The sequence below is a fragment of the Herbaspirillum sp. LeCh32-8 genome (genome assembly GCF_017814915.1).
Classification (GTDB): Bacteria; Pseudomonadota; Gammaproteobacteria; order Burkholderiales; family Burkholderiaceae_D; genus Herbaspirillum.
Genome location: NZ_JAGIPZ010000002.1, coordinates 67,876 through 92,146, shown reverse-complemented (window position 1 = coordinate 92,146; position 24,271 = coordinate 67,876). Strand labels below are relative to the sequence as shown.

At 64.8% G+C, this 24,271-nt stretch carries 18 protein-coding genes and 1 other RNA gene; 7 read left to right on the top strand and 12 right to left on the bottom strand.

The genetic code is table 11. The features are described 5' to 3' along the window. Window positions 1-7: 7 nt before the first annotated feature. The 4 genes from hisC to gyrA all read right to left on the bottom strand — a co-directional run bounded on the left by hisC (window position 8) and on the right by gyrA (window position 6,241). Entirely contained in the window at window positions 8-1,114 is a 1,107-nt protein-coding gene (gene hisC, locus J8I26_RS05565) for a histidinol-phosphate transaminase (RefSeq protein WP_209604975.1), read from the bottom strand. Window positions 1,115-1,162: 48 nt separating this feature from the next. Then, window positions 1,163-2,236, bottom strand: coding sequence for a prephenate dehydratase (pheA, locus tag J8I26_RS05560; RefSeq protein WP_209604973.1), 1,074 nt, complete (start codon window positions 2,234-2,236; stop codon window positions 1,163-1,165). Window positions 2,237-2,402: 166 nt separating this feature from the next. Continuing rightward, entirely contained in the window at window positions 2,403-3,515 is a 1,113-nt protein-coding gene (serC, locus tag J8I26_RS05555) for a 3-phosphoserine/phosphohydroxythreonine transaminase (RefSeq protein ID WP_209604971.1), read from the bottom strand. A gap of 62 nt (window positions 3,516-3,577) precedes the next feature. Beyond that, a complete protein-coding gene (gyrA, locus tag J8I26_RS05550) occupies window positions 3,578-6,241 on the bottom strand; it encodes a DNA gyrase subunit A (RefSeq protein WP_209604969.1) in 2,664 nt (887 codons plus the stop codon). Between the two features lie 423 nt (window positions 6,242-6,664). Between gyrA and J8I26_RS05545 the strand changes: the two genes are divergently transcribed. The 6 genes from J8I26_RS05545 (at window position 6,665) to ssrA (ending at window position 13,664) form a co-directional block, all read left to right on the top strand. Beyond that, window positions 6,665-6,802 (top strand): hypothetical protein, encoded by a 138-nt coding sequence (locus J8I26_RS05545; protein WP_209604967.1) that lies wholly within the window; start codon window positions 6,665-6,667, stop codon window positions 6,800-6,802. Between the two features lie 155 nt (window positions 6,803-6,957). After that, window positions 6,958-7,572 carry an outer membrane protein OmpA gene (gene ompA / locus J8I26_RS05540; protein ID WP_209604966.1) on the top strand — a complete coding sequence of 205 codons (615 nt, stop codon included), beginning with the start codon at window positions 6,958-6,960 and terminating at the stop codon, window positions 7,570-7,572. A 122-nt stretch (window positions 7,573-7,694) separates the two neighbouring features. Then, window positions 7,695-8,399 carry a bifunctional 2-polyprenyl-6-hydroxyphenol methylase/3-demethylubiquinol 3-O-methyltransferase UbiG gene (ubiG, locus tag J8I26_RS05535; protein WP_209604964.1) on the top strand — a complete coding sequence of 235 codons (705 nt, stop codon included), beginning with the start codon at window positions 7,695-7,697 and terminating at the stop codon, window positions 8,397-8,399. A gap of 78 nt (window positions 8,400-8,477) precedes the next feature. Beyond that, entirely contained in the window at window positions 8,478-9,134 is a 657-nt protein-coding gene (locus J8I26_RS05530; protein WP_209604963.1) for an HAD-IA family hydrolase, read from the top strand. Window positions 9,135-9,478: 344 nt separating this feature from the next. After that, window positions 9,479-13,204, top strand: a complete 3,726-nt coding sequence (locus tag J8I26_RS05525; RefSeq protein ID WP_209604961.1) for a DUF748 domain-containing protein — start codon at window positions 9,479-9,481, stop codon at window positions 13,202-13,204. 99 nt (window positions 13,205-13,303) lie between these two features. Next, window positions 13,304-13,664: a transfer-messenger RNA gene (gene ssrA, locus J8I26_RS05520) on the top strand. Between the two features lie 234 nt (window positions 13,665-13,898). Here ssrA and J8I26_RS05515 read toward each other — a convergent pair. Further along, entirely contained in the window at window positions 13,899-15,353 is a 1,455-nt protein-coding gene (locus J8I26_RS05515; RefSeq protein WP_209604959.1) for a DHA2 family efflux MFS transporter permease subunit, read from the bottom strand. 125 nt (window positions 15,354-15,478) lie between these two features. On the opposite strand from J8I26_RS05515, the gene J8I26_RS05510 reads away from it, so the two are divergent. Next, on the top strand, window positions 15,479-16,414 hold the full coding sequence (locus J8I26_RS05510) for a LysR family transcriptional regulator (RefSeq protein WP_209604957.1): 936 nt from the start codon (window positions 15,479-15,481) through the stop codon (window positions 16,412-16,414). Between the two features lie 82 nt (window positions 16,415-16,496). Here J8I26_RS05510 and rbsD read toward each other — a convergent pair whose 3' ends face one another. The 7 genes from rbsD to J8I26_RS05475 form a co-directional block, all read right to left on the bottom strand. Next, the gene (rbsD, locus tag J8I26_RS05505) at window positions 16,497-16,889 is read right to left on the bottom strand and encodes a D-ribose pyranase (protein WP_209604955.1); all 393 of its coding nucleotides are present in this window, start codon (window positions 16,887-16,889) and stop codon (window positions 16,497-16,499) included. Window positions 16,890-16,908: 19 nt separating this feature from the next. Then, the gene (gene rbsK, locus J8I26_RS05500) at window positions 16,909-17,808 is read right to left on the bottom strand and encodes a ribokinase (protein WP_209604953.1); all 900 of its coding nucleotides are present in this window, start codon (window positions 17,806-17,808) and stop codon (window positions 16,909-16,911) included. Continuing rightward, window positions 17,805-18,824, bottom strand: a complete 1,020-nt coding sequence (locus J8I26_RS05495) for a LacI family DNA-binding transcriptional regulator (protein ID WP_209604951.1) — start codon at window positions 18,822-18,824, stop codon at window positions 17,805-17,807. Before J8I26_RS05495 ends, rbsK begins: the two co-directional genes overlap by 4 nt. A gap of 37 nt (window positions 18,825-18,861) precedes the next feature. Beyond that, entirely contained in the window at window positions 18,862-19,836 is a 975-nt protein-coding gene (locus J8I26_RS05490; RefSeq protein WP_209604949.1) for an ABC transporter permease, read from the bottom strand. A 33-nt stretch (window positions 19,837-19,869) separates the two neighbouring features. Beyond that, window positions 19,870-21,450 (bottom strand): sugar ABC transporter ATP-binding protein, encoded by a 1,581-nt coding sequence (locus J8I26_RS05485; protein WP_209604947.1) that lies wholly within the window; start codon window positions 21,448-21,450, stop codon window positions 19,870-19,872. Window positions 21,451-21,596: 146 nt separating this feature from the next. Then, complete coding sequence (locus J8I26_RS05480; RefSeq protein WP_209604945.1) at window positions 21,597-22,541, bottom strand: sugar ABC transporter substrate-binding protein; 945 nt, start codon at window positions 22,539-22,541, stop codon at window positions 21,597-21,599. Window positions 22,542-22,905: 364 nt separating this feature from the next. Further along, window positions 22,906-24,231 carry an MFS transporter gene (locus J8I26_RS05475; protein WP_209604943.1) on the bottom strand — a complete coding sequence of 442 codons (1,326 nt, stop codon included), beginning with the start codon at window positions 24,229-24,231 and terminating at the stop codon, window positions 22,906-22,908. Between the last annotated feature and the right edge of the window lie 40 nt (window positions 24,232-24,271).

Genomic DNA, 24,271 nt, shown 5'->3' with positions numbered 1-24,271 from the left:
GGCAAACTCAGGCTAGAACGGTTTTCAGGGCGGCGAGGAAGGCGGCGTTTTCTTCCGGCAGACCGATGGAAATGCGCAGCCATTGCGGCAGGCCATAGTTGGCGACCGGACGCACGATGATGCCTTGCTTCAACAGCGCCAGGTTCACGCGCGCGCCGGCGCCGTCATCCTCGCCGACCTTGACCAGCACGAAGTTGCCGAAGGACGGCACATAGTTCAGCTTCAACTCATCAAAGGCTGCAGTCAGCTGGCGATAGCCGGCACTGTTGATCTCGGCGCTCTTGTGCAGGAAGGCCTTGTCGTTGAGCGCAGCGACGGCGGCAGCCTGGGCCAGCGAGTTGACGTTGAACGGCTGGCGGATACGGTTCATCAGGTCGGTCACTTCCGGCTGCGCGATGGCGAAGCCCACGCGCAAGCCGGCCAGGCCGTAGGCCTTGGACATGGTGCGCGATACCACCAGGTTGGGATACTGGCGCACCCATGCGGTCGATTCGTACTGATGCTCGGCTGCGAGATATTCGTTGTAGGCCTCGTCCAGCACCACCACCACGTCCGCCGGCACGGCCTTCAGGAAGGCCTCCAGCTCGGCGGCAGTCACGAACGTGCCGGTCGGGTTGTTGGGGTTGGCCAGATACACGAGGCGCGTGTCGGCGGTGATGGCTGCGGCCATGGCCTGCAGGTCGTGGCCGAAGTCCTTGGCCGGCACCTCGATGGCGCGCGCGCCGACGGCCTGCGTGGCCAGTGCGTACACCAGGAAGCCGTATTGCGCGTACACCACCGATTGCCCCGGCTGCACGAAGGCGTGCGCGGCGATCTCGAGGATGTCGTTACTGCCGTTGCCCAGCGTGATCCAGCTCTGCGGCACATCGTACTTGGCGCTGATGGCTGCCTTCAGTGCGAAGCCGTTGGCGTCCGGGTAGCGACCCAGTTCGGCCACTGCCTGTTGCATCGCCAGTTTGGCCGATTCGGGCATGCCCAGCGGGTTTTCGTTGGAGGCCAGCTTGACGATGCCGGCCTCGTCCAGGCCGAATTCGCGCGCCACTTCCGAGATCGGCTTGCCGGCCTGGTAGGGAGCGATGGCGCGGACATAGTCTGGGGCGAGTTGTTTGGACATCTTGGTCTTTCCTGAAATGGATGACGATCGGCAATGGCTGGTCGGCGCTTACAGGCCCAGCGGATACGAACCCAGCAGCTTGAAGAAGGCGGCGTTCTGCTTGAGCTCGGCCAGCGCCTGCGCGACCTTCTCGTCCTGTTCGTGACCTTCGAGGTCGACGTAGAAGTAATACTCCCACGCGCCCATGCGCGCCGGACGCGACTCGAAGCGCGTCATCGACACGCCATGTTTGGCCAGCGGCGCCAGGAGGCTGTACACCGCACCGGCCTTGTTGGGCACGGACAGCACGATGGACGTCTGGTCGCGGCCCGAGGGCGCGGTGCGCAGACGACCAATCACGGCGAAGCGGGTGCGGTTGTGCGGATCGTCCTGGATGTGGGCGTTGACGGTCTGCAGGTTGTATTTCTGCCCGGCGATCTCGCCGGCGATCGCCGCCACCGAGGCATCTTCGCTCGCCATGCGCGCGGCTTCGGCGTTGGAGGCCACGGCCTGTCGCTCGATGCCGGGATAGTTCTGGTTCAGCCAGGCATTGCATTGCGCCAGCGCCTGCGAATGGGCGCAGATGCGGGCGATGCCGTCCATGCTGCCGCCACGGGTCATCAGGCTGTGGTGCACGGGAATGGCGACTTCGCCGCTGATGGTCAGCGTGGTCTGCAGCAGCAGGTCCAGCGTGCGGTTGATCACGCCTTCCGAGGAGTTCTCGATGGGCACCACGCCGAAGTCGGCCGTACCGGCTTCGGCATCGCGGAACACTTCATCAATGGACACGCAGGGCAAGCCCTCGATGGCATGGCCGAACTGCTGATACACCGCCTGCTCGCTGAAGGTGCCTTCAGGGCCGAGGTAAGCCACCACCACGCGCTTTTCCAGCGCGCGGCAGGCCGACATCACTTCGCGGAAAATGGTCTGGATATCGGCCCCCAGGAGCGGCCCCGGATTGCGCTCGGCCGCCTTGCGCAGCACCTGCGCCTCGCGCTCGGGGCGAAACACCGGCGCGTTGGTCTCGGCTTTGACGTGGCCCACTTCCTGCGCGATGCGGGCGCGCTGGTTCAGCAGGTCGAGGATCTGCGTATCGATGGCATCGATCTTCTGTCGCAGCGGCAGCAACTTGTCGTCACTCATCTTGTTCTTTCATGTTCAGTTCGCCGCAGCCGGTCCCTGCTCCGGATCGCGCGGCGCGATGGCGTCTTGGTCTGTCGCATGCACGGCGCAGCGCCTTACCCCGCGCGGCGGGGCTGCGATGCAAGCACCGGTCTGGCGGGCGTCGCCGGGACGCCTGCCGCCGGCGTCAGCCGTGCTGCTTTTCGAATTCTTTGAGGTAATCGACCAGGGCTTGTACGCCCTCGATCGGCATCGCGTTGTAGATCGATGCGCGCATGCCGCCGACCGACTTGTGGCCTTTCAGCTGCAGCAGCCCGCGCTCTTTGGCGCCGGCGAGGAATGTGTCGTTGAGCGACTCGTCGCGCAGGAAGAACGGCACGTTCATGCGGGAACGGCAATCCCTGGCGATACGGTTGCTGTAAAACTCGGTGCTGTCCAGGTAGCCGTAAAGCAGATCGGCCTTGGCGATGTTGCGCTTCTCCATCGCCGCCACGCCGCCCTGGCGCTTCAACCACTGGAATACCAGGCCGGCGATATAGATCGAGTAAGTCGGCGGCGTGTTGTACATGGAGTCGTTGTCGGCCACGATCTTCCAGTCGAAGGCCGAAGGACAGAACGGCAGCGCGTGGCCCAGCAGGTCTTCGCGCACGATGACGATGGTCACGCCGGCCGGGCCGATGTTCTTCTGGGCGCCGCCGTAGATCACGCCGTACCTGGAGACGTCGACCTCGCGCGAGAGGATGTGCGAGGACATGTCGGCCACCAGCGGCGCGCCGTTGGTGTCAGCCACCACGTCCGGGGTGTATTGGTACTCGACGCCGTCGATGGTCTCGTTGCTGCAGATGTGGACGTAGGCCGCATCCTTGGACAGCTTCCAGTCGGCGCGCGCCGGGATGCTGGAGAATTTTTGCTCGGCCGACGAGGCGGCGACGTTGACAGTGCAATAACGGCCGGCTTCCTTGATCGACTTGGTCGACCAGGATCCGGTGTTGACGTAGTCAGCCACGCCCGGCTCGCGCTTGCCGGCGGGCGAACGCAGCGCCGCCAGGTTCATCGGGATGATGGCGTTCTCGGCGATGGCGCCGCCCTGCAGGAACAGCACCTTGTAGTTCGAGGGAATCGCGAACAGCTCGCGCACGTCGCGCAGCGCCGCCTCGATGATGGACATGTATTCCTTGCCGCGGTGGCTCATCTCCATCACGGACATGCCGCTGCCATGCCAGTCCAGCATCTCGTCGGCTGCCTGCTGCAGCACTTCCCGGGGCAATACCGCCGGTCCTGCGGAAAAGTTGTAAACCATAGTTGCCGTCACAATCAAAAAAGGCGGCCCACCTGTGCGAGCCGCCTTGTGTTTCTAGCGTGTTACTCGTCGGCTGCAGGGGCGTCGCCGTTTGCGGCTGCACCACCCTCTCCTGCCTCGGCGCCTTCGGCGTCCACGACTTCCTCGACATCCGATTCCACCACGCGCTGCAGGCCCGACAGCTTGGTGCCGTCTTCCACTGCGATCAGGGTCACGCCCTGGGTCGCGCGGCCCATCTCGCGGATCTCCGACACGCGGGTGCGGATCAGCACGCCGCCGGTGGTGATCAGCATGATTTCATCGGTCGGCTCGACCAGGGTCGCGGCAACCACCTTGCCGTTGCGCTCGCTGGTCTGGATCGCGATCATGCCCTTGGTGCCGCGGCCGTGGCGGGTGTACTCGGTGATCGGAGTACGCTTGCCGAAGCCGTTCTCGGTCGCAGTCAGCACCGACTGCTGCTCGTTCTCGGCCACCAGCAGGGCGATGACCTGTTGCGTCTCTTCCAGATTCATGCCGCGCACGCCGCGCGCGGTACGGCCCATCGGACGCACGTCGTTCTCGTCGAAGCGCACGGCCTTGCCGGAGTCGGAGAACAGCATCACGTCATGCGCGCCGTCGGTCAGCGCGGCGCCGATCAGGAAGTCGCCCTCATCGAGGTCGACCGCGATGATGCCGGCCTTGCGCGGGTTGGAGAAGTCCGACAGCGGAGTCTTCTTGACGGTGCCCAGGCTGGTCGCCATGAACACATAGCGATCTTCCGGGAAGGTGCGGTTGGCGCCCGACAGCGGCAGGATCACCGTGATCTTCTCGCCGTCCTGCAGCGGGAACATGTTGACGATCGGCTTGCCGCGCGAATTGCGCGAACCCTGCGGCACTTCCCACACCTTCAGCCAGTACAGGCGGCCGCGGTTGGAGAAGCACAGGATGTAGTCGTGCGTATTGGCGATGAACAGCTGGTCGATCCAGTCGTCGTCCTTGGTCGCCGTGGCCTGCTTGCCGCGGCCGCCGCGCTTTTGCGCGCGGTATTCGGACACCGGCTGCGACTTCATGTAACCGGTGTGCGACAAGGTCACGACCAGGTCTTGCGGCGTGATCAGGTCTTCGGTGCCCAGATCGGTGGCGTTCAGCTCGATGGTCGAGCGACGCTCGTCCTTGGCGCCGATGCCGTAGTCGTTCTTGGCGGCGTTGAGTTCGTCGGTGATGATGGCGGTCACGCGCGCCGGCTTGGACAGGATGTCCAGCAGGTCGGCGATCTGCGCCATGACTTCCTTGTACTCGTTGACGATCTTGTCCTGCTCCAGGCCGGTCAGGCGCTGCAGACGCATCTGCAGGATTTCCTGGGCCTGGTCATCGGACAGCTTGTACAGGCCGTCAGACTGGATGCCGTAATGCACCGGCAGGCTTTCCGGACGGAAGGCCGCGATGCCGCCTTCGTTGGCCTCGCCCGCGCGCACCAGCATCTCGCGCACCGTGGAGGAGTCCCAGGCGCGCGCCATCAGCTCGGTCTTGGCGATCGGCGGGGTCGGCGCGGCGCGGATGATGGCGATGAAGTCATCGATATTGGCCAGCGCAACAGCCAGGCCTTCCAGCACGTGGCCGCGTTCGCGCGCCTTGCGCAGTTCGAACACGGTACGGCGGGTGACCACTTCGCGGCGGTGCGACAGGAAGCATTCCAGCAGCTGCTTCAGGTTCAGCAGGCGCGGCTGGCCGTCGACCAGCGCCACCATGTTCATGCCGAAAGTGTCTTGCAGTTGGGTCTGCTTGTACAGGTTGTTGAGCACCACTTCGGGCACTTCGCCGCGCTTGAGTTCGATGACCACGCGCATGCCCGACTTATCGGACTCGTCGCGCAGGTCGGAGATGCCTTCCAGCTTCTTTTCGCGCACCAGCTCGGCGATGCGTTCCAGCAGCGCCTTCTTGTTGACCTGGTAGGGCAGCTCGTCGACGATGATGGCGATGCGGCCTTCGCGGCCGTATTCCTCGAAGTGCGTCTTGGCGCGCATGACCACACGGCCGCGGCCGGTGCGATAACCGTCGCGCACGCCGGAGACGCCGTAGATGATGCCGCCGGTCGGGAAGTCCGGCGCCGGGATCAGCTCGATCAGCTCATCGATGGTGCAATGCTCGTTGGACAGCAGGTGCAGCGCGCCATTGACGACTTCGGTGATGTTGTGCGGCGGAATATTGGTGGCCATACCCACGGCAATGCCGGAGGAGCCGTTGACCAGCAGGTTGGGGATACGGGTCGGCAGGACCGACGGTTCCTTTTCCTTGCCGTCGTAGTTGGGCACGAAATCGACGGTTTCCTTCTCGATATCGGCCAGCAGATCGTTGGAAATCTTGTCCAGGCGGCACTCGGTGTAACGCATCGCCGCGGCGCCGTCACCGTCGATGGAGCCGAAGTTGCCCTGACCGTCCACCAGCGTGTAGCGCAGCGAAAAGTCCTGCGCCATGCGCACCAGGGTGTCGTAGATGGAGGCGTCGCCGTGCGGGTGGTACTTACCCATGACTTCGCCGACCACGCGGGCGCATTTGACGAACGGACGATTCCAGACGTTGTTCATTTCATGCATCGCGTACAGCACGCGACGATGCACAGGCTTCAGGCCGTCGCGGACATCTGGCAGTGCCCGCCCCACGATCACGCTCATGGCGTAATCGAGGTAACTCTTGCGCATCTCTTCTTCGAGGGAAATGGGGATGGTTTCTTTAGCGAATTGATCCATTGGAGAGTCGAAAGATGTTTCTCGGTCGAAAAATCACACCGAGCGGGCGTGGCCCTAAGACGTGATCTGAACAGTGCATTCTAGCATGCCGGGAGGCCCAAACGCCCGGTTGCAGCCCCGCCCGCCCCGCCATGCCGGCAGGAAAGCGCGGCCGCGGGATGCCCGGGCGCGCCGGGCGAAGCAATGCCTATATATATTAGAAGCGGGCCGGCTCGCCGCCGGGCAACCTGGAAAGGGAAACGGCAAGCTTGCCGACCAGACATTTTCTCCGCCGCCACATCACCGCCGGAAATAAAAGCCGCGCTTCATTTTTTAGAACCACTTTCCGCCAGGCCGGCCATCGGGGCATACCTGAGGATTCGCTCGCATCGATTGCCGCCGATAAAGTGCAATGCCGCGCGCCAATACAAATAAGCGAACTGCATGAAAAATAAGGATATTCTTGCGAAAAACGGGCTTTTTGAAGCTCAGGAGGAACAAAATCGGGCCAAAAAAATCACGTTGCGCGGAAACAACACAGTCCCAAAAACGTTGTCTGGACCAATTAGCAAGCATCGCTGAAGGACAATCCATGTGGCAGAATGGCGACTAAGTTCATCGCAGGACCCCTCGGAACAAGGGCCTGTGACGACCTGAACACATGATATTATTCATTTTTTGATGTCGTAATCTTGTAGCGCAGTTTATCTGCGGATATCTCACCCGAGAGGAGAAACATGAACAAATTAGCAAAACTCGTCTTCGCTGCTGCGTCCGCAGCCATCGCTCTGTCTGCCACCGCTCAGGAAACCAAGGACATCAAAGTCCGTCCGGGCAGCCTGTACCTGCAAGATGGCCGTGACGTCGTGACCCGCAGCGGTTACGGTCTGTGCTGGCAAACCGCCTACGTGAACGGTCCGTGCGAAGAGCCGCCCGCTCCGGCAGTTGCTGCTGCTCCTGCTCCTGCTCCGGCTGCTGCCGCTCCGGCCGCTCCGACCTCGGAAAAAGTCACCTACGCTGCTGACGCGTTCTTCGATTTCGACAAGGCTGTTCTGAAGCCGGCAGGCAAGTCCAAGCTGGACGAGCTGGTTGGTAACCTGAAGTCGATCAACCTGGAAGTCATCATCGCCGTCGGCCACACTGACTCGGTGGGTTCGGTTGCTTACAACCAAAAGCTGTCGGTTCGCCGCGCTGAAGCCGTGAAGGCATACCTGGTGTCGAAGGGCGTTGAAGCCAACCGCGTCTACACCGAAGGCAAGGGCAAGTCGCAACCGGTCGCAGACAACAAGACTGCAGCTGGCCGCGCCAAGAACCGCCGCGTGGAAATCGAAGTTGTGGGCACCCGCAAGTAATCGATTGACGCTAGCTACAAGGCTCAATGAACCCCGCTTCGGCGGGGTTTTTTTATGGCAATTTGATTTGTCCCGCTTTCCGGGCTCCGACGCCCGCGCCTCTTTCGGCTATCATTCAGTCTATGAATGCTACCAACGCCGATCCTCAAGAGATCCAGAAATTCAGTGAACTGGCCCACCGCTGGTGGGACCCCAGCTCGGAGTTCCGCCCCCTGCACGAAATCAACCCGCTGCGCCTGGAGTGGATCAATGCCCGCGCCCCGCTGGCCGGCAAGAAAGTCGTCGACATCGGCTGCGGCGGCGGCATCCTGGCTGAATCGATGGCCGCCAAGGGCGCCAACGTCAGCGGCATCGACCTCTCCGACAAGGCGCTGAAAGTGGCCGACCTGCACAGCATGGAATCCGGCGTGCAGGTGCGCTACGAGAAGATCGCCGCGGAAGACCTGGCAGCGCGCGAGCCCGGCCAGTACGACGTGGTGACCTGCATGGAAATGCTGGAACACGTGCCGGACCCGGCGTCCATCGTGCGCGCTGCGGCCGCGCTGGCCAAGCCCGGCGGCAAGGTGTTCTTCTCCACGCTCAACCGCAACGCCAAGTCCTACCTGATGGCCATCGTCGGCGCCGAGTACATCCTGCGCATGCTGCCCAAGGGCACGCACGATTACGCCAAGTTCATCACCCCGGCCGAACTGGCGCACTACACGCGCGAAGCCGACCTGGAGATCGACGCATTCAAAGGCATGAGCTACAACCCGCTCACCAAGATCTATTCGCTGAACCAGGATACCGACGTCAACTACCTGGTCGCCTGTACCAAGCCCGCCTGAGCGCGGCTTGCTTAGACGCATCGCAGTCCCGCCGCGGCATTGCAGCCGCGGCGCCCTCTCAATCACTCCGCCACCGCCATGTCCCTACGCCCACCGCGCGCGATCCTGTTCGACCTCGACGGCACCCTCGCCGACACCGCTCCCGACCTGGCCGCTGCCGCCAACTTCCTGCGCGAACAAGGCGGCCTGGCGCCAGCCCCCTATGACATCCTGCGCCCGGTGGCATCGGCCGGCGCGCGCGGCCTGATCGGCGCGGCGCTGGACATCCATCCCGGCGACGAACGCTACGAAGCGCTCAAGGTGCGCTTCCTCGACCGCTACGAAGCCAACATGACCGCCCACAGCCGGCTGTTCGATAGCGTGCCGGAGTTGCTGGCCCAGCTGGAGGCGCGCGGCATCGCCTGGGGCATCGTCACCAACAAGGCTTCGCGCTTTACCGACAAGCTGGCGCCGCAGATCGGCCTGGGTCATGCCGCCTGCATCGTCTCCGGCGACACCACGCCGCATCCCAAGCCGCACCCGGCGCCGCTGCTGGAAGCCGCCAGGCGGCTGGGCATCGCGCCCGCGGACTGCTGGTACGTGGGTGACGACCTGCGCGACATCCAAGCCGGCCGCGCCGCCGACATGCCCACCGTCGCCGCCGCCTGGGGATATTGCGGCCACAGCGCGCCGACCACTTGGGAAGCCGACGCCCTGGCCCACGATCCCATGCAGCTGCTGCAACTGCTGCCCTGACGCTGCTGCCACAACGCGCTGCGTCATCGGATGCGGCGCTGAAACTTCCCCCGCCTTTTCGCCTCTGAATGCCAGTCCGTGCGCACGCGCACGGAGCCGGCGCATGAGCTCGCCCAGTTTTCCCCCGGCGCATTAAAATAACGCACGGGAGCCGGCGCACGCGGCAGCGGACATCGGGATGCGCGCGATTCGACTCGAGTCATGTGCGTTCATGCGAATTCATGCGATACGAGCGCGCTACGCGTCCCGACGGCTCCGACAAGATCACAATCAAAATACGCAACGGCGCCGCCTGCCTTTCCCGACGCGGCGGCCCACCGCGGCATCGACAAGGAACAAGGGCCATGGCCAATCCGGGCATCGCAGCGACCATCAAGAACTTCGACCGGGCGCGCCTGCGCCGGCCACTCAAGTGGCTGGCCTGGATCGTCGGCATCCTGCTGGTGCTGGCCGCCGTCAGCTGGCTGGCCCTGCCCTCCCTCGTCAAGAAGACCGCGATCGAGCAAACGCAGGCGCAAATCGGCCGCAAGCTCGATATCGGCGAAGTACGCTTCAATCCGTTCCGGCTGGCGCTGACCGTCTCTGACGTCACGCTGTATGAGCCGGACGGCACAACGCCCTTCTTCGCCGCCAAGTCATTGCTGGTCAACGCATCGTCCTTCTCGATCTTCCGCCTGACCCCGGTGCTTGATGAAATCAAGCTGACCGCGCCCGACCTCCACGTCGTGCGCCTGGACGCCGACGGCATCGGTCACTACAACTTCTCCGACATTCTCGACCGCATCAACGCCATGCCCAAGAGCGACGCCAAGTCGCAATTCTCGCTGGCCAACGTGCAGCTGCTGGACGGCAAGATCCGCTTCGAGGACAAAGTCACCGGCAAGAACATCGACGTCGCCGCATTGCAGATCGGCCTGCCGTTCATCTCCAATCTTCCCGGCAGCGTCGACAGCTTCGTGCAGCCGCAGCTGTCGGCCAACATCAATGGCACGCCCTTCCTGCTCAAGGGCCGCAGCAAGCCGTTCGCCAACACGCTGGAGTCGGCCTTCGCCATCGACATCGACAAGCTCGACGTCGTCAGCTACCTGCCCTTCGTGCCGGCCGAACTGCCGGTCGTGCTGCAAAGCGCCAAACTCTCCACCAAGCTGGATCTGAGTTTCGTGCGCACCGACGACAAGCCGCGCGTGGCGCTCGCCGGCGACGTCGTGCTCGATGACGTCGCGGTACAGGACAAGAACCAGGGCCAGCTGTTCAAAGCCAAGCAGCTATCGGCCACGCTCAAGCAGTTCGACGTGCTCGACGCCGGCGGCGAGATCCAGCAAGTCAGCCTCACCGCGCCGCAAGTCTGGGCCGCCATGAACGCACGCGGCGAGATCAACTGGGTGCGCGCACTGGCCGGCGGCAAACCCGCCGCCAAGGCCGGCAAGCCTGCTGCGCCCGCACCTGCCCCTGCCGCGCCTGCTCCCACCGCCGAAGAAAAGAAGGCCGCCGCGATCCTGGTGCAACAACTGAGCGTGCGCGACGGCGAAATCAACTGGCGCGACGAGGCCAACGCCGCGCCCGCGCAGAACGTGCAGCTGACCCAGTTCAGCGTCGACGCCGCGCAGCTTTCCACCGCCGCCGACGCCAAGCCCGCCGCACTGAAGATCTCGATGCTGGAAAACGGCCACGGCAAGCTGGCCTTCGACGGCGAACTGGCCCCCATGAAAGCGCAGCTCAACGGCCGCGCCACGCTGGAAGGCGTCGACATCGCCAGCTACCAGAACTACCTCAACCGCGCGCTGGCCGCCAACGTCGCGGGCAAGCTCTCCGGCGCCGCGCAGATTCACTTCCAGGACGGCCAGCTGAAACTGGACGACGCCGGCCTGGAGCTGGCCACGCTCAAGCTGACGCCCAAGGCCAAGTCCGCCAGCGCCATCAGCGTGAAGTCGATCGCCCTGCAAAAGGCGACGCTGGACCTGGCCGCGCGCCAGGCGCAGGCCGACGCCATCCGCATCAACGGTCTGAGTGGCGACATCCGCCGTGACAGTGACGGCAGCTTCAGCGTACAAAAACTGCAAACCGATGCGCCTGCCACCGATGCAGCCGCTGCCGGGCGCCCCCCGGCGCCGGCCGAACGGACTTCAGCCAAAGGCGCGCCCGCCGCGCAATGGGTCGCCAAACTGAACACTTTCAGCCTGACCGACAGCGGCATCAACTTCGAAGACGCAGGCGTGGCCAAATCCAAGCTGCAGATCCGCGGCATCAACCTGCAGGTGCAAAATATTTCCAGCAAGCTGGATCAGACCACCAGACTGAGCCTGCAGGCCCAGTTCGACAAGAGCGGCAAGCTCGACATCAAGGGCCAGAGCGCGCCGCAGTTCAAGAGCGTGGATCTGGAGCTGGACGCCCGGGCGTTACCGGTGGCGCCGTTCCAGGGCTACTTCGCCAACGTGCTCAACGTCACGCTCTCCAGCGGCCTGCTCAGCGCCAAGGGCAAGCTGGCCGTGACGCCGCCGCTGAACCAGCAGAAGTTCGCGCTCAGCTACAGCGGCAGCGCCGCGGTCAACAACCTGCGCATGCAGGACAAGGTCACCTCGACCGACTTCCTGCGCTGGCGCGCGCTGGATCTCTCCGGAATCCAAGCGAAGATCGGCGAGCGCGCGCAGGTGTCGCTGGACAAGATCGCACTCAACAGCTTCTACGCCCGCGCCATCCTGTCCGAGCAGGGCCGTCTGAACCTGCAGGACATCCTAGTCTCCGACGCCCAGTCGCAAGGCTCGATCACCGACGACAGCAAGAAGACCGACAAGGACGGCAAGCCCTCCGCCACCAGCCGCAAGACCACCACCTCGGCCGCACCGGTGACCGCGCCGGCGGCCGATCCGAACGCGCCCGTCATCCGCGTCGGCCAGGTGGTGCTGGCTGAGGGCAACATCAACTACACCGACAATTTCGTCAAACCCAACTACACCGCCAACATGACCGGCCTGGCCGGCACCATCGGCGAGATCTCCTCCGAGAAGCCGCAACCGGCGCCGGTCAACATCAGCGGCAAGATCGACAACGACGCCCCGCTGCAGATCTCAGGCTCGCTCAATCCGCTGTTCAAGCCAATGTTCCTCGACATCAAGGCCAGCGCCAACGGCGTGCAGCTGCCGCGCCTGACGCCCTACTCGGCCAAGTACGCCGGCTACCCGATCACCAAGGGCAAGCTGTCCATGGACGTGCAGTACAAGATCGAGAACGACAAGCTGGTGGCGCAAAATGATGTGCGCATCGAGCAGCTGACCTTCGGCGAGCGCGTCGACAGCCCCGACGCCACCAAGCTGCCGGTGATGCTGGCGGTGTCGTTGCTGAAGGACCGCAACGGCAACATCAACCTCAACCTGCCGATTTCGGGCTCGCTGTCGGATCCGGAATTCTCGGTCGGCGGCATCATCGTGCGCGTGTTCGTGAACCTGATCGTCAAGGCCGTCACCTCGCCGTTCGCGCTGATCGGCTCGATGTTCAACAGTTCGGAGAACATCGGCGAACTGCGCTACATTGCCTTCGAACCAGGCTCTTCCGAGATCACGCCGGAGGTGCGCAAGAAGCTGGACGCGCTGGGCTACGTGCTCAACGAACGCCCCGGGATCAAGCTCGACATTACCGGCCGGGTTGATCCCAAGGTCGACGACGAAGGCCTGCGCCAGGAAGCACTGAACCGCCAGATGCGCGCCATGAAGCGCCGCGACCTGATCGAAAAAGAAGGCCAGCCCTCCGGCCCGATCAAGCTGAGCGACGCCGACCGCGCCAAGTACCTGGAGCGCGTCTACAAGGACGCCAAGTTCGACAAGCCGCGCAACGCTATCGGTTTCGCCAAGTCGCTGCCGCCGGAAGAGATGCAAAAGCTAATCACCGGCAACACCAAGGTCAGCGAAGACGACCTGCGCAAGCTGGCCCAGGCGCGCGCCGACCAGGTCCGCAACTATCTGCAGGAGCAGAGCGTGATCCCGGCCGAGCGCATCTTCCTGATCGCCCCCAAGCTCAGCGGTGACGGCATCCCCGACAAGGAGCCCACCGCCCGGGTGGACCTGAACATCCAGTGAGCGCGATGACGGCCGGACGCCACTCCGGCCAAGGAAATGGCCGGCCGGACTTGATAAAGCCATGGTCGCCCATACAGTAGGTTATAATTCACCCTCTGCGGGGGCGACTTGGTTTCGACGTGGGTTGCAAAGCAGAACAGGGCATACCGAGGACTGATCACCTCGTAAATACAGTCAGAACTTAAATAACTGCTAACGATAACTCGTACGCACTGGCCGCTTAATCGCGGTTAGCTCCACACCATCTCGTCTCTGGGGTGGGCTGGCAACAGCGGTGGAGTCATTTACAGAGAATCGCCTCGGAACGGGTCACTTGGACCGGGGTTAAATCTAAGGTGACTAGCCTTTCCGCAGCGTGTGCGTCCGCGTCGGCCGGGTTAAATCAAATGACAGCACTAAGTATGTAGAACTGTCTGTAGAGTGCTTGCGGACGCGGGTTCGATTCCCGCCGCCTCCACCATACAAAAGCAAATGGCCCCTCACGGGGCCATTTGCTTTTGTAGGTGTCGCCTCCGGAAATCGATCCTGCGGCCGTGAAACGGATGCGCAGCGAGCCGGAGATTTCGCAACACATGCGCCGCGCCCGGCGAGCGGTTTGCGCCTGCAGGCGCAATCCCGGGAGACTCCTTCCAGCATCAAGAAAACGGCCCCTGACGGGGCCATTTTCGTTTGCACGTATCTTGATGCTCCGAACTCAAACCCCAACCGCCCCCACCCTCCGCATCCGACTGAAACTGACCAACGTCGCCACCGCCGTCGCGCCCACTGCGACCCACAAGGCTACGCGTATGGCCATGGCATCTTCCGCCGGGCTCATGTGCAGGTCGCCGTGCGCCATTGCCGCGGCGGCATAGACCGACAACACCATTCCCAGCAGGGCCGCGCCCAGGCACTGGCCGAAGGTGCGCATGATGGCCAGCACGCCAGAGGCGTTGCCGCTACGTTCGCGGGCGACGTTGGAGAGCATCTCTCGGTTATTGGGACTTTGGAAGAAACCGAAACCCATGCCGCATACCAGCGCGCGCCAGCCGATGTCCCAGGCCTGCGCCTGGTCGGGCAGCAGCGCCAGCAGGACCAGGCCGAGCGTGAAAACGGCCAGGCCGACGGTGGACAACAACGCGGCCGAATGGCGGTCGGCCAGGCGACCGGCGTGCGGCGCCACCAGCACGATGCCGATCGGCCATGGCGTAAACAGTAGCGCCGACTCGAAGGCGGTGTAGCCATAAGCGTTCTGGAACAGGAACGGCAAGGCGACGAAGGCGATCCCCTGCCCGACGAAGGAGGCCAGCGAGGTCAACGCGGCCAGCGAGAAGCGCGCCGAGGCGAAGATGTCCAGCGGCAGCAAGGGCGCGCTGGCGCGGCGTTGCACCTTGACGAAGGCGACGCCGCTGATCACCGCCACCAACGCATAGGCGCCCGCCGTCAGCAGCGCCGCGCCGGCTTGCCCGTGATGCGCGATCTGCGCGCAGGCATCGGCCGCCATGATCATGGCCCCCATGGCGACGGCCGAGAGCAAGGCGCCGGCGATGTCGAAGGGCTCACGCGTCGGCACGCGCTTGCCGGGAATCGCACGCAGCGAGAGATACATCGCCACCAGGCCCAGCGGCACGTTGATGGCGAACAGCCACTGCCAGCTCAGCGTGGCCAGCAAGGTGCCGCCCAGGGCCGGACCGACGGCCGTACTGGTGGCGACCAGCACGGCGTTCAGGCCGAGAATGCGCCCCAGCAACCGGCTGGGAAATACGGTGCGGTGGATCGCCGGCGCAATGCTCAGCATGGCGGCGCCGCCAAAGCCCTGCAACACCCGCATGAAGATCAGCATCTCGATCGATTGCGATAGCGCGCAGCCCAGAGAAGCAGCGGTAAACACGGCCAGCCCGGCGCTGAACAGGTTGCGAAAGCCGGTGCGGCTGGACAGCGCCGCGAAGGTCGCCAGCGTCATCGCGGTCGCCAGCAGATAGCCGTTGGAGACCCAGATCGTGGCGGCGACCGAGGTGTTCAGCGCGCGCGTGATCTGCGGCAGGGCGACGTTGACGATGGTGCCGTCGAACACGGCCATCGTCGTGGTGGTCATCACGGCGATCATCGCCAGGCGCCGCTCGGCGCCCGGCAAGCCCTCGTCGCCGGGCTGGTCTGAAAACAATTCCATGCTGGTCCGATCCTCTCGGTTTTGCGATGGATACACTATATCGGTTGGTGATGCATGGCGGAAGACGCAGCATTTGCAACTAATACCTGCATGAAACGCCACATCTGCCATGCTAGGATGCCCGTATGTCCGATCCTGATCTCAACCTGCTCATCGCGCTGGACGCCCTGCTGACCGAGGAAAGCGTGGCCAGGGCCGCGCGTCGCCTGCGGCTGTCGGCCTCCGCCATGAGCCGCACCCTGGCCCGCCTGCGGGAAGAAACCGGCGACCCTCTGCTGGTGCGCGCCGGCCGGCGCATGGTGTTGACGCCCTGCGCAGAAGGCCTGCGCGAGCGCGCACGCAATGCGGTGCACGAGGCGCGCTCGCTGCTGCGGCCGGCCGCGCCCGAGCCCGATCTGTCGGCGCTGCGACGCACCTTCACGATCCGCGCCAATGACGGTTTTGTGGAGGCCTTCGGCGCGCGCCTGATCGGTGCGGTGCACGCCGAGGCGCCGTTGCTGCGGCTATCGTTTGCGCCCAAGGTGGAGAAGTCGCCGCGCTACCTGCGCGAAGGCATGGCCGACCTGGAGATCGGCGTGGTCGGCGACATGGGGCCGGAAGTACGCATCCAGGCGCTGTACCGTGACCGCTTCGTCGCCGTGGTGCGCAAGGATCATCCGCTGGCGCGACTGCGCAAGATCACCGTGGCGCATTACCTGGCCTACGGCCACGTCGTGGTGTCGCGCCACGGCGAGAGCCATGGCCCGGTCGACCAGGCGCTGGCCCAGGCCGGGCTGGAACGTACGGTGGCGGCGCTGGTGCCCAGTTTCCCGACGGCGTTGGCAGTGGCGCGCGCCTCCGATCTGGTGGCGCTGGTACCGGCGTCGTTCCTGGACGTTCCGCCGGAACGGCAGAAAAGCGCGCGCAGCGCCGCTACCTTCGCCTTCGACCTGCCGGTGAAGACCGATCCCATCACCATCTCGCAGATGTGGCATCCAAGGCTGGAACAGGATCCGGTGCATCGCTGGCTGCGCGAGGTGATACGGCGGGTATGCGGCGCGCCGCGTGTCAAGTTGCCGTAGGCGCAGGTTATGGAAAAGAAAAATGGCCCCGATGGGGCCATTTTCACGTTTGCTGAGAACGCTCAGGGCTAGCCTGCGACCATCAAAACACCACGCCCGAGGCCAGGATGATGTTGGCGTAGGGCGAGCATTCGCCGGTACGGATGAAGGCGCGCGCATTGCGCGTGCGCTGCTTGAACTCTTCATGCGGCAGCAGTTGCCGGGCCGGCAGGCCGAGCGACTCGATCTGCCCGGCCAGGCCCGAGCTACGACCGACCAGCTCGGCGGCCACCACGTGGTACTCCACCTCCAGCTCGGTCAGCACCGCCTTCAGCACGCTCATGAAATCGGGCAGGCCGCGCGTCACGGCCAGGTCGATCACCGGCACGCCGGGCGGCGCCGGCAAGCCGGCGTCGCCGATCACGATGGTGTCGCCGTGGCCCATGGAGGCGATGACTTGCGAGATGGCGGCGTTGAGCAGGGGCGTCTTTTTCATGCGGGATCCTTCCGTGGGTTCAGGGCGCGACTTCGTCGCGGGTCGGGATCGAGGTCTGGGCGCCGGCGCGCGTCACGCTCAGCGCGGCGGCGGCCTGGCCGTAGGCGATCGCGTCGAACTCGTCGCGGCCTTGCACCAGCGCGGCCAGGAAGCCTCCGATAAAGGTGTCGCCGGCGGCGGTGGTGTCGAGCGCCTTGACCTTCTTGGCGTCCTGATGGCGCTGGCCGGCCTTCTCGAACGAGCCATACACGCCCTTCTCGCCCAGCGTCACCACCACATTGCGCGCGCCCAGTGCATGCAGCTTGCGCGCCAGCAGCGGTATGTCTTCCGAGGCTTCCTCGGCCAGCATGGCAGCCTCGATTTCATTGAGGATCAGGTAGTCGATCTTTTGCAGCAGCTCCTTGGGCAGCGGCTGCGCCGGCGCGGGATTCAACACCACCGTCTTACCCATGCCGTGCGCCACGTCCACCGCGTGCAGCACGGTCGGGATCGGCACCTCCAGCTGCAGCAGCACGATGGAGGCCGAGGCGATCAGCGAACGGGCGCGCTCGATGTGCTCGATGTCGAGCCGGCCGTTGGCGCCGGCGGCGATCACGATGCTGTTCTGCGCCTGCTGGTCGACCATGATGGAGGCGATGCCGGTGGCCTCGCCGTCGATGCTGTCGATGAAGGAATCATCGATGCCGCTGGCGACGATGGAGGCGCGCATCTGGCGGCCGAAGGCGTCGCCGCCCACGCAGGCCACCATGGCCACGGGCGTGCCGGGCGCGGACAGACGCGCGCAGGCAACCGCCTGGTTGGCGCCCTTGCCGCCGGGGATGGTCATGAATTTCTCGCCGGCCAGGGTCTCGCCCGGCAGGGGCATGCGCGGCACGCGCAACACCAGGTCCATGTTGATGCTGCCGATGATGACGATCATGTTGTGCCTTGTTTCTTCAAAGGGGCGGTCGAGCCCCGGAGTTGCAATTGCGGCGTCACCGTCTCGCGCCGTGCCGGCAGCGAGGGATCGGCGATGCGCTCGAGCAGGAACTGCGCGGTCAGGTTGCCCAGGCGGCGCGTGTTCTGCGCCACCGTGGTCAACGGCGGATGGACGAACTGGGCCAGCTCGATATCGTCGAAGCCGACCACCGACAAGGCGCCCGGCACCTCGATCTGCAGCTCGCCGGCTGCGCGCAGCACGCCGATGGCCATCATGTCGTTGCAGCAGAAGATGGCATCGGGGCGCTGCTCCTTGCCTGTCCGGCGCAGCAACTGCATCGCGGCGTGGTAGCCGCCGGTGCTGCTGAAGTCGGCGTGCAGCAGGTCGGCCTCGTCTAGCTGCCGGCCGCCCTCCTGCAGGCTGCCGCGCAAGCCCTGCACGCGCTCGTCGGACAGCGCCAGCCCGGCCGGGCCGGCGATGCAGGCCACGCGGCGACGCTGCATGTCCAGCAGGTGGCGCGCCGCCAGCTGGCCGCCCAGCACGTTGTCGGTGCTGACCAGGTCAGTGTCGAGCTCCTTGGGCGCGCGGTCCAGCAGCACGGTGGGAATGTCCAGCCGGCTCATGGGCTTCAGGTCGGTCTGGGTCAGCGTGGCGATGATCAGGCCGTCGCAGCGCTTGGTCTGCAGCACCTGCAGGTAGTCGCGCTGCTTGTCCGGGTCGTCGTCGGAGTTGCACAGGATGACGCTGTAGCCGGCCTCGTAGCAGTAATCCTCGATGCCGCGCGCCAGCTCCGAGAAATACGGGTTGGTGTTATTGGGAATGATCAGTCCGATACTGCCGGTCACCTTGCTCCTGAGCGACCGCGCCAGCGCGCTGGGCACGTAGGCCAGCTCGTCGACCGCGCGCAGCACGCGCTCGCGCGCGTCGGCGCTGACCGGGCGCGTCTGGTTCAGTACGTGGGAGACCGTGGTGTACGACACTCCGGCCAGTCGGGCGACGTCCTTGATGGTTGACATATCGGTTCGGTGAGAGTGGGCGGCGCAGTCGACGCGCTCAGCGCGCGTGGCGTTGGCCGCGCCGGCGGTAGGTATCCAGGATCACGGCCACGACGATGACCGCGCCCGTGATGATACGCTTCATCGGTTCGGACACGCCCACCTGCGCCAGGCCCGCCTCCAGCACCGAAATGATCAGCACGCCAATGAAGGTGCTGATGATGGAGCCGCGCCCGCCCATCAGGCTGGTGCCGCCGATCACCACCGCCGCGATCACCTGCAGCTCCATGCCGACGCCGCCGTTGGGGTCGGCCGCTTCCAGCCGCGAGACCTGGAACAGCGCGGCAATGCCCGCAAACGCGCCCATCAGCGCAAACGCCAGCACCTTGCTCGGATTGGGGTTCACGCCCGACAAGCGCACCGCTTCTTCATTGGTGCCGATGCCGATCCAGTAGCGTCCCAGCACCGTGCGCGTGAGCACCAAGTGCGCCGCCAGCACGATGGCGATGGCCGCCAGGAAGGCCGGCGACATGCCCAAGAGGATGGGCGAGCTGACCACGTCGACGGCGCTGCCGATGTACTCGGTGCGCGAGTTGGTGACCTGGTAAGCCAGGCCCCGCGCGATCTCCAACACGCCCAGCGAGACGATGAAGGACGGGATGCGCCAGTGCACCGAGACCAGCCCGGTCAACGTGCCGCAGGCCGCGGCCACCACCACTCCCAAGGGCGCGGCGGCATACAGCGGCCAGCCCCAGCGCACCATGGCCATGGACAGCATTGATGCCGCCAGCGCCATCACCGAGCCGACCGAGAGGTCGATGCCGCCGATGATCAGGATGAAGGTCATGCCCACCGACATCACCACCAGCGGCGGAATGTCGTTGGAGAGCGTGATGAAGGTCGCCGCGCTAAGGAAGTTCTCCGAGAGGAAGGCGAACATCACGCACATCGCCAAAAGCGCCGCGACCAGGCCCAGGTAGTTCTTGGCGCCGGCCAGCCAGGCCGCCTGCCGGTTGTTGGAGGAAGTCATCATGGGTTCGATTCCGTTGGATTTTCTTGTACTGTCTTATGCTGTATTGCCCGCCGCCTGCGCCGCATGCGCGGCCTCCTGGCGGCCGACGTAGCCGCTGAAGGCGGCGGCGAGGATGCGCTCCTGCGACCAGTCCTCGCGCGAGAAGGTGTCGGCGATGCGCCCGGCGCTCATCACGGCGATGCGGTCGCAGATCTGCATCAGCTCGCGCAGATCGCTGGAGACCACCAGCAGGCCCTTGCCCTGCCCGGCCAGTTCGGCGAACAGACGATAGATGTCGGACTTGGCGCCGATGTCGATGCCGCGCGTGGGTTCGTCGAACAGCATCACCGGACAGTCGCGGTACAGCCAGCGCGCGATCACCACCTTTTGCTGGTTGCCGCCGGAGAGCTCTCCGGCCGCCTGGGCTGCGCTGCCGCAGCGGATGCGCAGCTTGTTCACGTAGTCGCGCGCCACGTCCGCTTCGGCGGCGTGATCCAGCACGCCGGCGCGGCTTACGCGGCCAAGGTCGGCCAGCGAAGTATTCACGCTGATGGCCTGCGGCAACAACAAACCCTGGCCCTTGCGGTCTTCGGTAACCATGGCGATACCGGCGCGCACGGCGTCCTTCGGGCTGCGGATGCGGGCCGGCTGGGTGCTGTCGCCGATGAAGACTTCGCCGCTGTCGGCATGGTCGGCGCCGAAGATCAGGCGCAGCAGCTCGGTGCGGCCGGCGCCGATCAGGCCGGCGATGCCCAGCACCTCGCCGGCGTGCAGCGCAAAGCTGGCCGGCTGCACCACCTCGCCGCGGCCCAGCCCGCGCACGCGCAGGATGGGCGCGCCGATCTTGCGGTGACTTGGGTCGAGGTCGACCTTGGTCAGTTCGCCCGCCATCAGCTGCACCAGCTGTTCGGTCGAGTAGCGCTTGATATCGTCGTCGCACACCAGCTTGCCGTCACGCAGCACCACGATGCGGTCGGCGATGCGCTTCAATTCTTCCAGGCGATGCGAGATATAGATGATGGCCACGCCCTCGGCGCGCAGGCGCTCGATACGGGCAAACAGCAGCTCGACCTCGCGGCTGGTCAGCATCGCGGTCGGCTCGTCCAGAATCAGGCAACGGCAGCTGCCGATCAGGTTGCGCGCGATTTCCACCATCTGCTGATGGCCCAGGCCGAGTTCGCCCACCGGCGTCCACGGGTCCAGCTCGCCCAGCCCGACCACCTCCATCTGGCGGCGCGCGTCGGCGGCCAACTGCTTGCGGTCGATCCAGCCGAAGCGGCGCGGCAATTTTTCCAGGAACAGGTTTTCGGCAATCGAGAGCGTGGGGATCAGGTTCAGCTCCTGCATCACCATGCGGATGCCCAGCGCCTCGGCGGCGGTGCGCGAGGCCGGCGCATACGGCTGGCCGTCCAGCTGCATGCTGCCCGTACTGGGGTCGACCAGGCCGCAGACGATCTTGGACAAGGTGCTCTTGCCCGCGCCGTTCTCGCCGGTCAGCGCCAGCACCTGGCCCGGGCGCAATGCAAGATTGACGCCTTCAAGCACCGGCGCGGCATAGGTCTTGCCGATGCCCGACAGCGTCAGCAATGGCGCGCGGTCGGCATCGGAAATGGAATTGGAATCGGTCGGCTGCATGGAATGGACTGCGTGACGTTGGCGATCATGAAGCGGGCTGCATGAGCGGGCTGCACGAGGGCGGCCACGCCAATGATGAGTGTCCGAAGTATCCGGCATGGCCCGCGTCGCCATCGGCAGCGCGGGCCCGCCTTGCTTGGAATGTGTTACTTGGTGATCAGCGAAACCTTGGTCTCGACGATGCCGCCCAGGCTGCTCTGCGGCTTCTTCTCGGCCACCGCCTTCAGGGCGGTCTCGATGCCGTTGACGGCCTGCTGCGAGGCATACTGGTCGACGGTGGCCAGCACGCGGCCGTCTTTGAGCATCGGCTTGATGGCGGTGATGTTGTCGTAGCCCACCAGCAGCACCTTGCCGTTCTTGCCGGCGGCGCGGATCGCGGCCACCGCGCCCAGCGCCATGTTGTCGTTGCCGGCCAGGATGGCCTTGATGTCAGGATGCGCGTTCAGGATCGAAGCGGCGACCTTGTTGCCCTGGTCGATTTCCCATTGGCCCGACTGCACGGTCACCACGTTGGCGCCGACTTCCTTCATCGCATCCTGGAAGCCCAGCGTGCGCTGCTGCGCGTTCACGGTGGTGGAGACGCCTTCGATGATGGCGACCTTGTCGCCCTGCTTCAACTGCTTGCCGAGGTAATCGCCGGCCAGCTTGGCGCCCTTGCGATTGTCCGGGCCGACGAAGGGCACGCTGATGCCCTTCTCTTTCAGAGCCGCGTCGTCGAGCTTGTTGTCGATGTTGACCACGATGATGCCGGCGTCGATCGCCTTCTTGACCACCGGCACCAGGGCCTTGGAGTCAGCCGGCGCGATCACCAGCGCGCTGACCTTGGAGACGATCATCTGCTCGACGATCTTGATCTGGTTGGCGGTGTCCTGCTCGTCCTTGATGCCGTTGGCGATCAGGTCATATTGGCCGGCGTGCGCCTTCTGGTGTTCTCGGGCGCCGTTTTCCATGTTCAGGAAAAACTCGTTGGCCAGCGACTTCATGACCAGGGCGACCTTGGGCTTGGCAGTGGACTGCGCCATCGCGGCGCCGGGAAGGATTGCGCAGGCAAGCGCGGCAGCCGCGAAATGGCGGCGGGACATTTTGTTCATGTGCGTCTCCGTGATGGATGTTGTCGGCGGATCAACGAAGTTGCCCGCCGTTATGCTTGCGCAAACGTTTGCGCGAAAATCAGGATAGCACCGGAAATTTAGAAAAAAAAGCCCCGGGGATCAAATTTTTTGTGGCCGCCGATGGTGCGGCGCGGCGCGAATACCGCCGTCAGGCCGACCGGGAAGGGATGAAGACGCAAGCGCAAAGCGGCCGCAGCGGCGCATGCGCGATGAGGCCGGAAATAAAAAATGGCCTCATCGAAGCCATTTTTTGCACCGCCGTCGCCCACCTCGCCGCGACGTCGCCGGCCGCCCGGCCGGCATGCTCTCAGGCAGACCGGCGCGGCCCCGGTCGCCGGCGCGCTCAGCGGCTGCCGGCGGCCTTGACCGAGGACTGCGCGGCAGCGGTGTTTTCGCGGACCCGGATGAACACGGTCATCAGGAACGAGAGCACCAGCAGCGCCGCCAAGAACAGCAGGCCGGTGGTGGCGCCGCCGCCGCTGCCCTTGACGTAGCCGATCAGCGAAGGGCCGACGAAGCCGCCCAGGTTGCCCAGCGAATTGATGACCGCAATCGACACCGCCGCCGTTTCACGCGAAAGGAACAATGTCGGCAAGGCCCAGAACGGCGACTTGAAGGCGTACAGGCCGGCCAGCGACAGGCTGATCATGAGCGTGGCCAGATACGGCCCGGAAGCGAAGGGAATCGTCCCCATCGCCAATGCGGCCACCAGCAGCGGCAGCGCCGAATGCAGGCGGCGTTCGCCGCGCCGATCGGAGCTGCGCGACCAGAAGACCATGACGATGGTGGCGAACAGGTAAGGCAGCATCGCCACCAGGCCGATCTGGGTATGCGTCAGCGAGGACGCGAAGCCCTTGATGATCTGCGGCATCCAGTAGCCCACGCCGAGGCTGCCGCACTGGTAGACGAAATAGATGAACGACAGGTACAGCACGCGCGGGTTGGACATGGTCTTCAGCGTGCTCAGGTGCTGCGCCTCGGGCTTGGCCTTGCGGTCGTTCTCCAGCTCGGCGGCGATCCAGGCCTTTTCCTCGTTGTTCAGCCATTTGGCGTCCTGCGGCCGGTCGATCAGGTAGAAGTAGCAGAACAGGCCGCCGATGATGGCCGGGACGCCTTCCAGCACCAGCATCCAGCGCCAGCCGCTCCAGCCGGCCCAGTGCACGTTGTCCATGATCCAGGTGGAGAGCGGCGCGCCGATGATGTACGACACCGGGATGGCGGCCGTAAACAGCGCTACCGTGGTCGCCAGCTCCTTCTGGCGGAACCAGTAAGTCAGGTAGACGATGATGCCGGGGAAGAAGCCGGCCTCCGACACACCCAGCAGGAAGCGCAGCACGTAAAGCTGGTTGGCGCTCTGCACGAAGCCGCAGGCCACCGACACCACGCCCCAGGTGAGCAGGATGCGGGCAATCCAGCGGCGCGCGCCGAACTTGTTCAACATCACGTTGCTCGGCACCTCGAACAGGAAGTAGCCGATGAAGAAGATCCCCGAGATGAAGCCGAACGCTTCCGCCGACAAGGCCAGCTCCTTGTTCATCTGCAGCGCCGCGTAGCCGATGTTGGCGCGGTCCAGGTAGGAAATGATGTACAGGATGAAGACGAAGGGAATGATCTTCCAGGTGATCTTGCGCACCAGCGCGCCTTCATTGATCTCTTGACATGTTTGCATGCGACTGCTGCCGGCGGTTGGCCGCCGGCATCCTCAAAGG

Coding starts and splice junctions, on each gene's coding strand:
- J8I26_RS05515 (WP_209604959.1), bottom strand. CDS start 15,353: ATGGAATTGTTTTCAGACCAGCCCGGCGACGAGGGCTTGCCGGGCGCC.
- ompA (WP_209604966.1), top strand. CDS start 6,958: ATGAACAAATTAGCAAAACTCGTCTTCGCTGCTGCGTCCGCAGCCATC.
- J8I26_RS05480 (WP_209604945.1), bottom strand. CDS start 22,541: ATGAACAAAATGTCCCGCCGCCATTTCGCGGCTGCCGCGCTTGCCTGC.
- J8I26_RS05485 (WP_209604947.1), bottom strand. CDS start 21,450: ATGCAGCCGACCGATTCCAATTCCATTTCCGATGCCGACCGCGCGCCA.
- gyrA (WP_209604969.1), bottom strand. CDS start 6,241: ATGGATCAATTCGCTAAAGAAACCATCCCCATTTCCCTCGAAGAAGAG.
- J8I26_RS05490 (WP_209604949.1), bottom strand. CDS start 19,836: ATGATGACTTCCTCCAACAACCGGCAGGCGGCCTGGCTGGCCGGCGCC.
- J8I26_RS05495 (WP_209604951.1), bottom strand. CDS start 18,824: ATGTCAACCATCAAGGACGTCGCCCGACTGGCCGGAGTGTCGTACACC.
- J8I26_RS05510 (WP_209604957.1), top strand. CDS start 15,479: ATGTCCGATCCTGATCTCAACCTGCTCATCGCGCTGGACGCCCTGCTG.
- rbsD (WP_209604955.1), bottom strand. CDS start 16,889: ATGAAAAAGACGCCCCTGCTCAACGCCGCCATCTCGCAAGTCATCGCC.
- J8I26_RS05530 (WP_209604963.1), top strand. CDS start 8,478: ATGTCCCTACGCCCACCGCGCGCGATCCTGTTCGACCTCGACGGCACC.
- rbsK (WP_209604953.1), bottom strand. CDS start 17,808: ATGATCGTCATCATCGGCAGCATCAACATGGACCTGGTGTTGCGCGTG.
- J8I26_RS05475 (WP_209604943.1), bottom strand. CDS start 24,231: ATGCAAACATGTCAAGAGATCAATGAAGGCGCGCTGGTGCGCAAGATC.
- serC (WP_209604971.1), bottom strand. CDS start 3,515: ATGGTTTACAACTTTTCCGCAGGACCGGCGGTATTGCCCCGGGAAGTG.
- pheA (WP_209604973.1), bottom strand. CDS start 2,236: ATGAGTGACGACAAGTTGCTGCCGCTGCGACAGAAGATCGATGCCATC.
- hisC (WP_209604975.1), bottom strand. CDS start 1,114: ATGTCCAAACAACTCGCCCCAGACTATGTCCGCGCCATCGCTCCCTAC.
- ubiG (WP_209604964.1), top strand. CDS start 7,695: ATGAATGCTACCAACGCCGATCCTCAAGAGATCCAGAAATTCAGTGAA.
- J8I26_RS05525 (WP_209604961.1), top strand. CDS start 9,479: ATGGCCAATCCGGGCATCGCAGCGACCATCAAGAACTTCGACCGGGCG.
- J8I26_RS05545 (WP_209604967.1), top strand. CDS start 6,665: ATGAAAAATAAGGATATTCTTGCGAAAAACGGGCTTTTTGAAGCTCAG.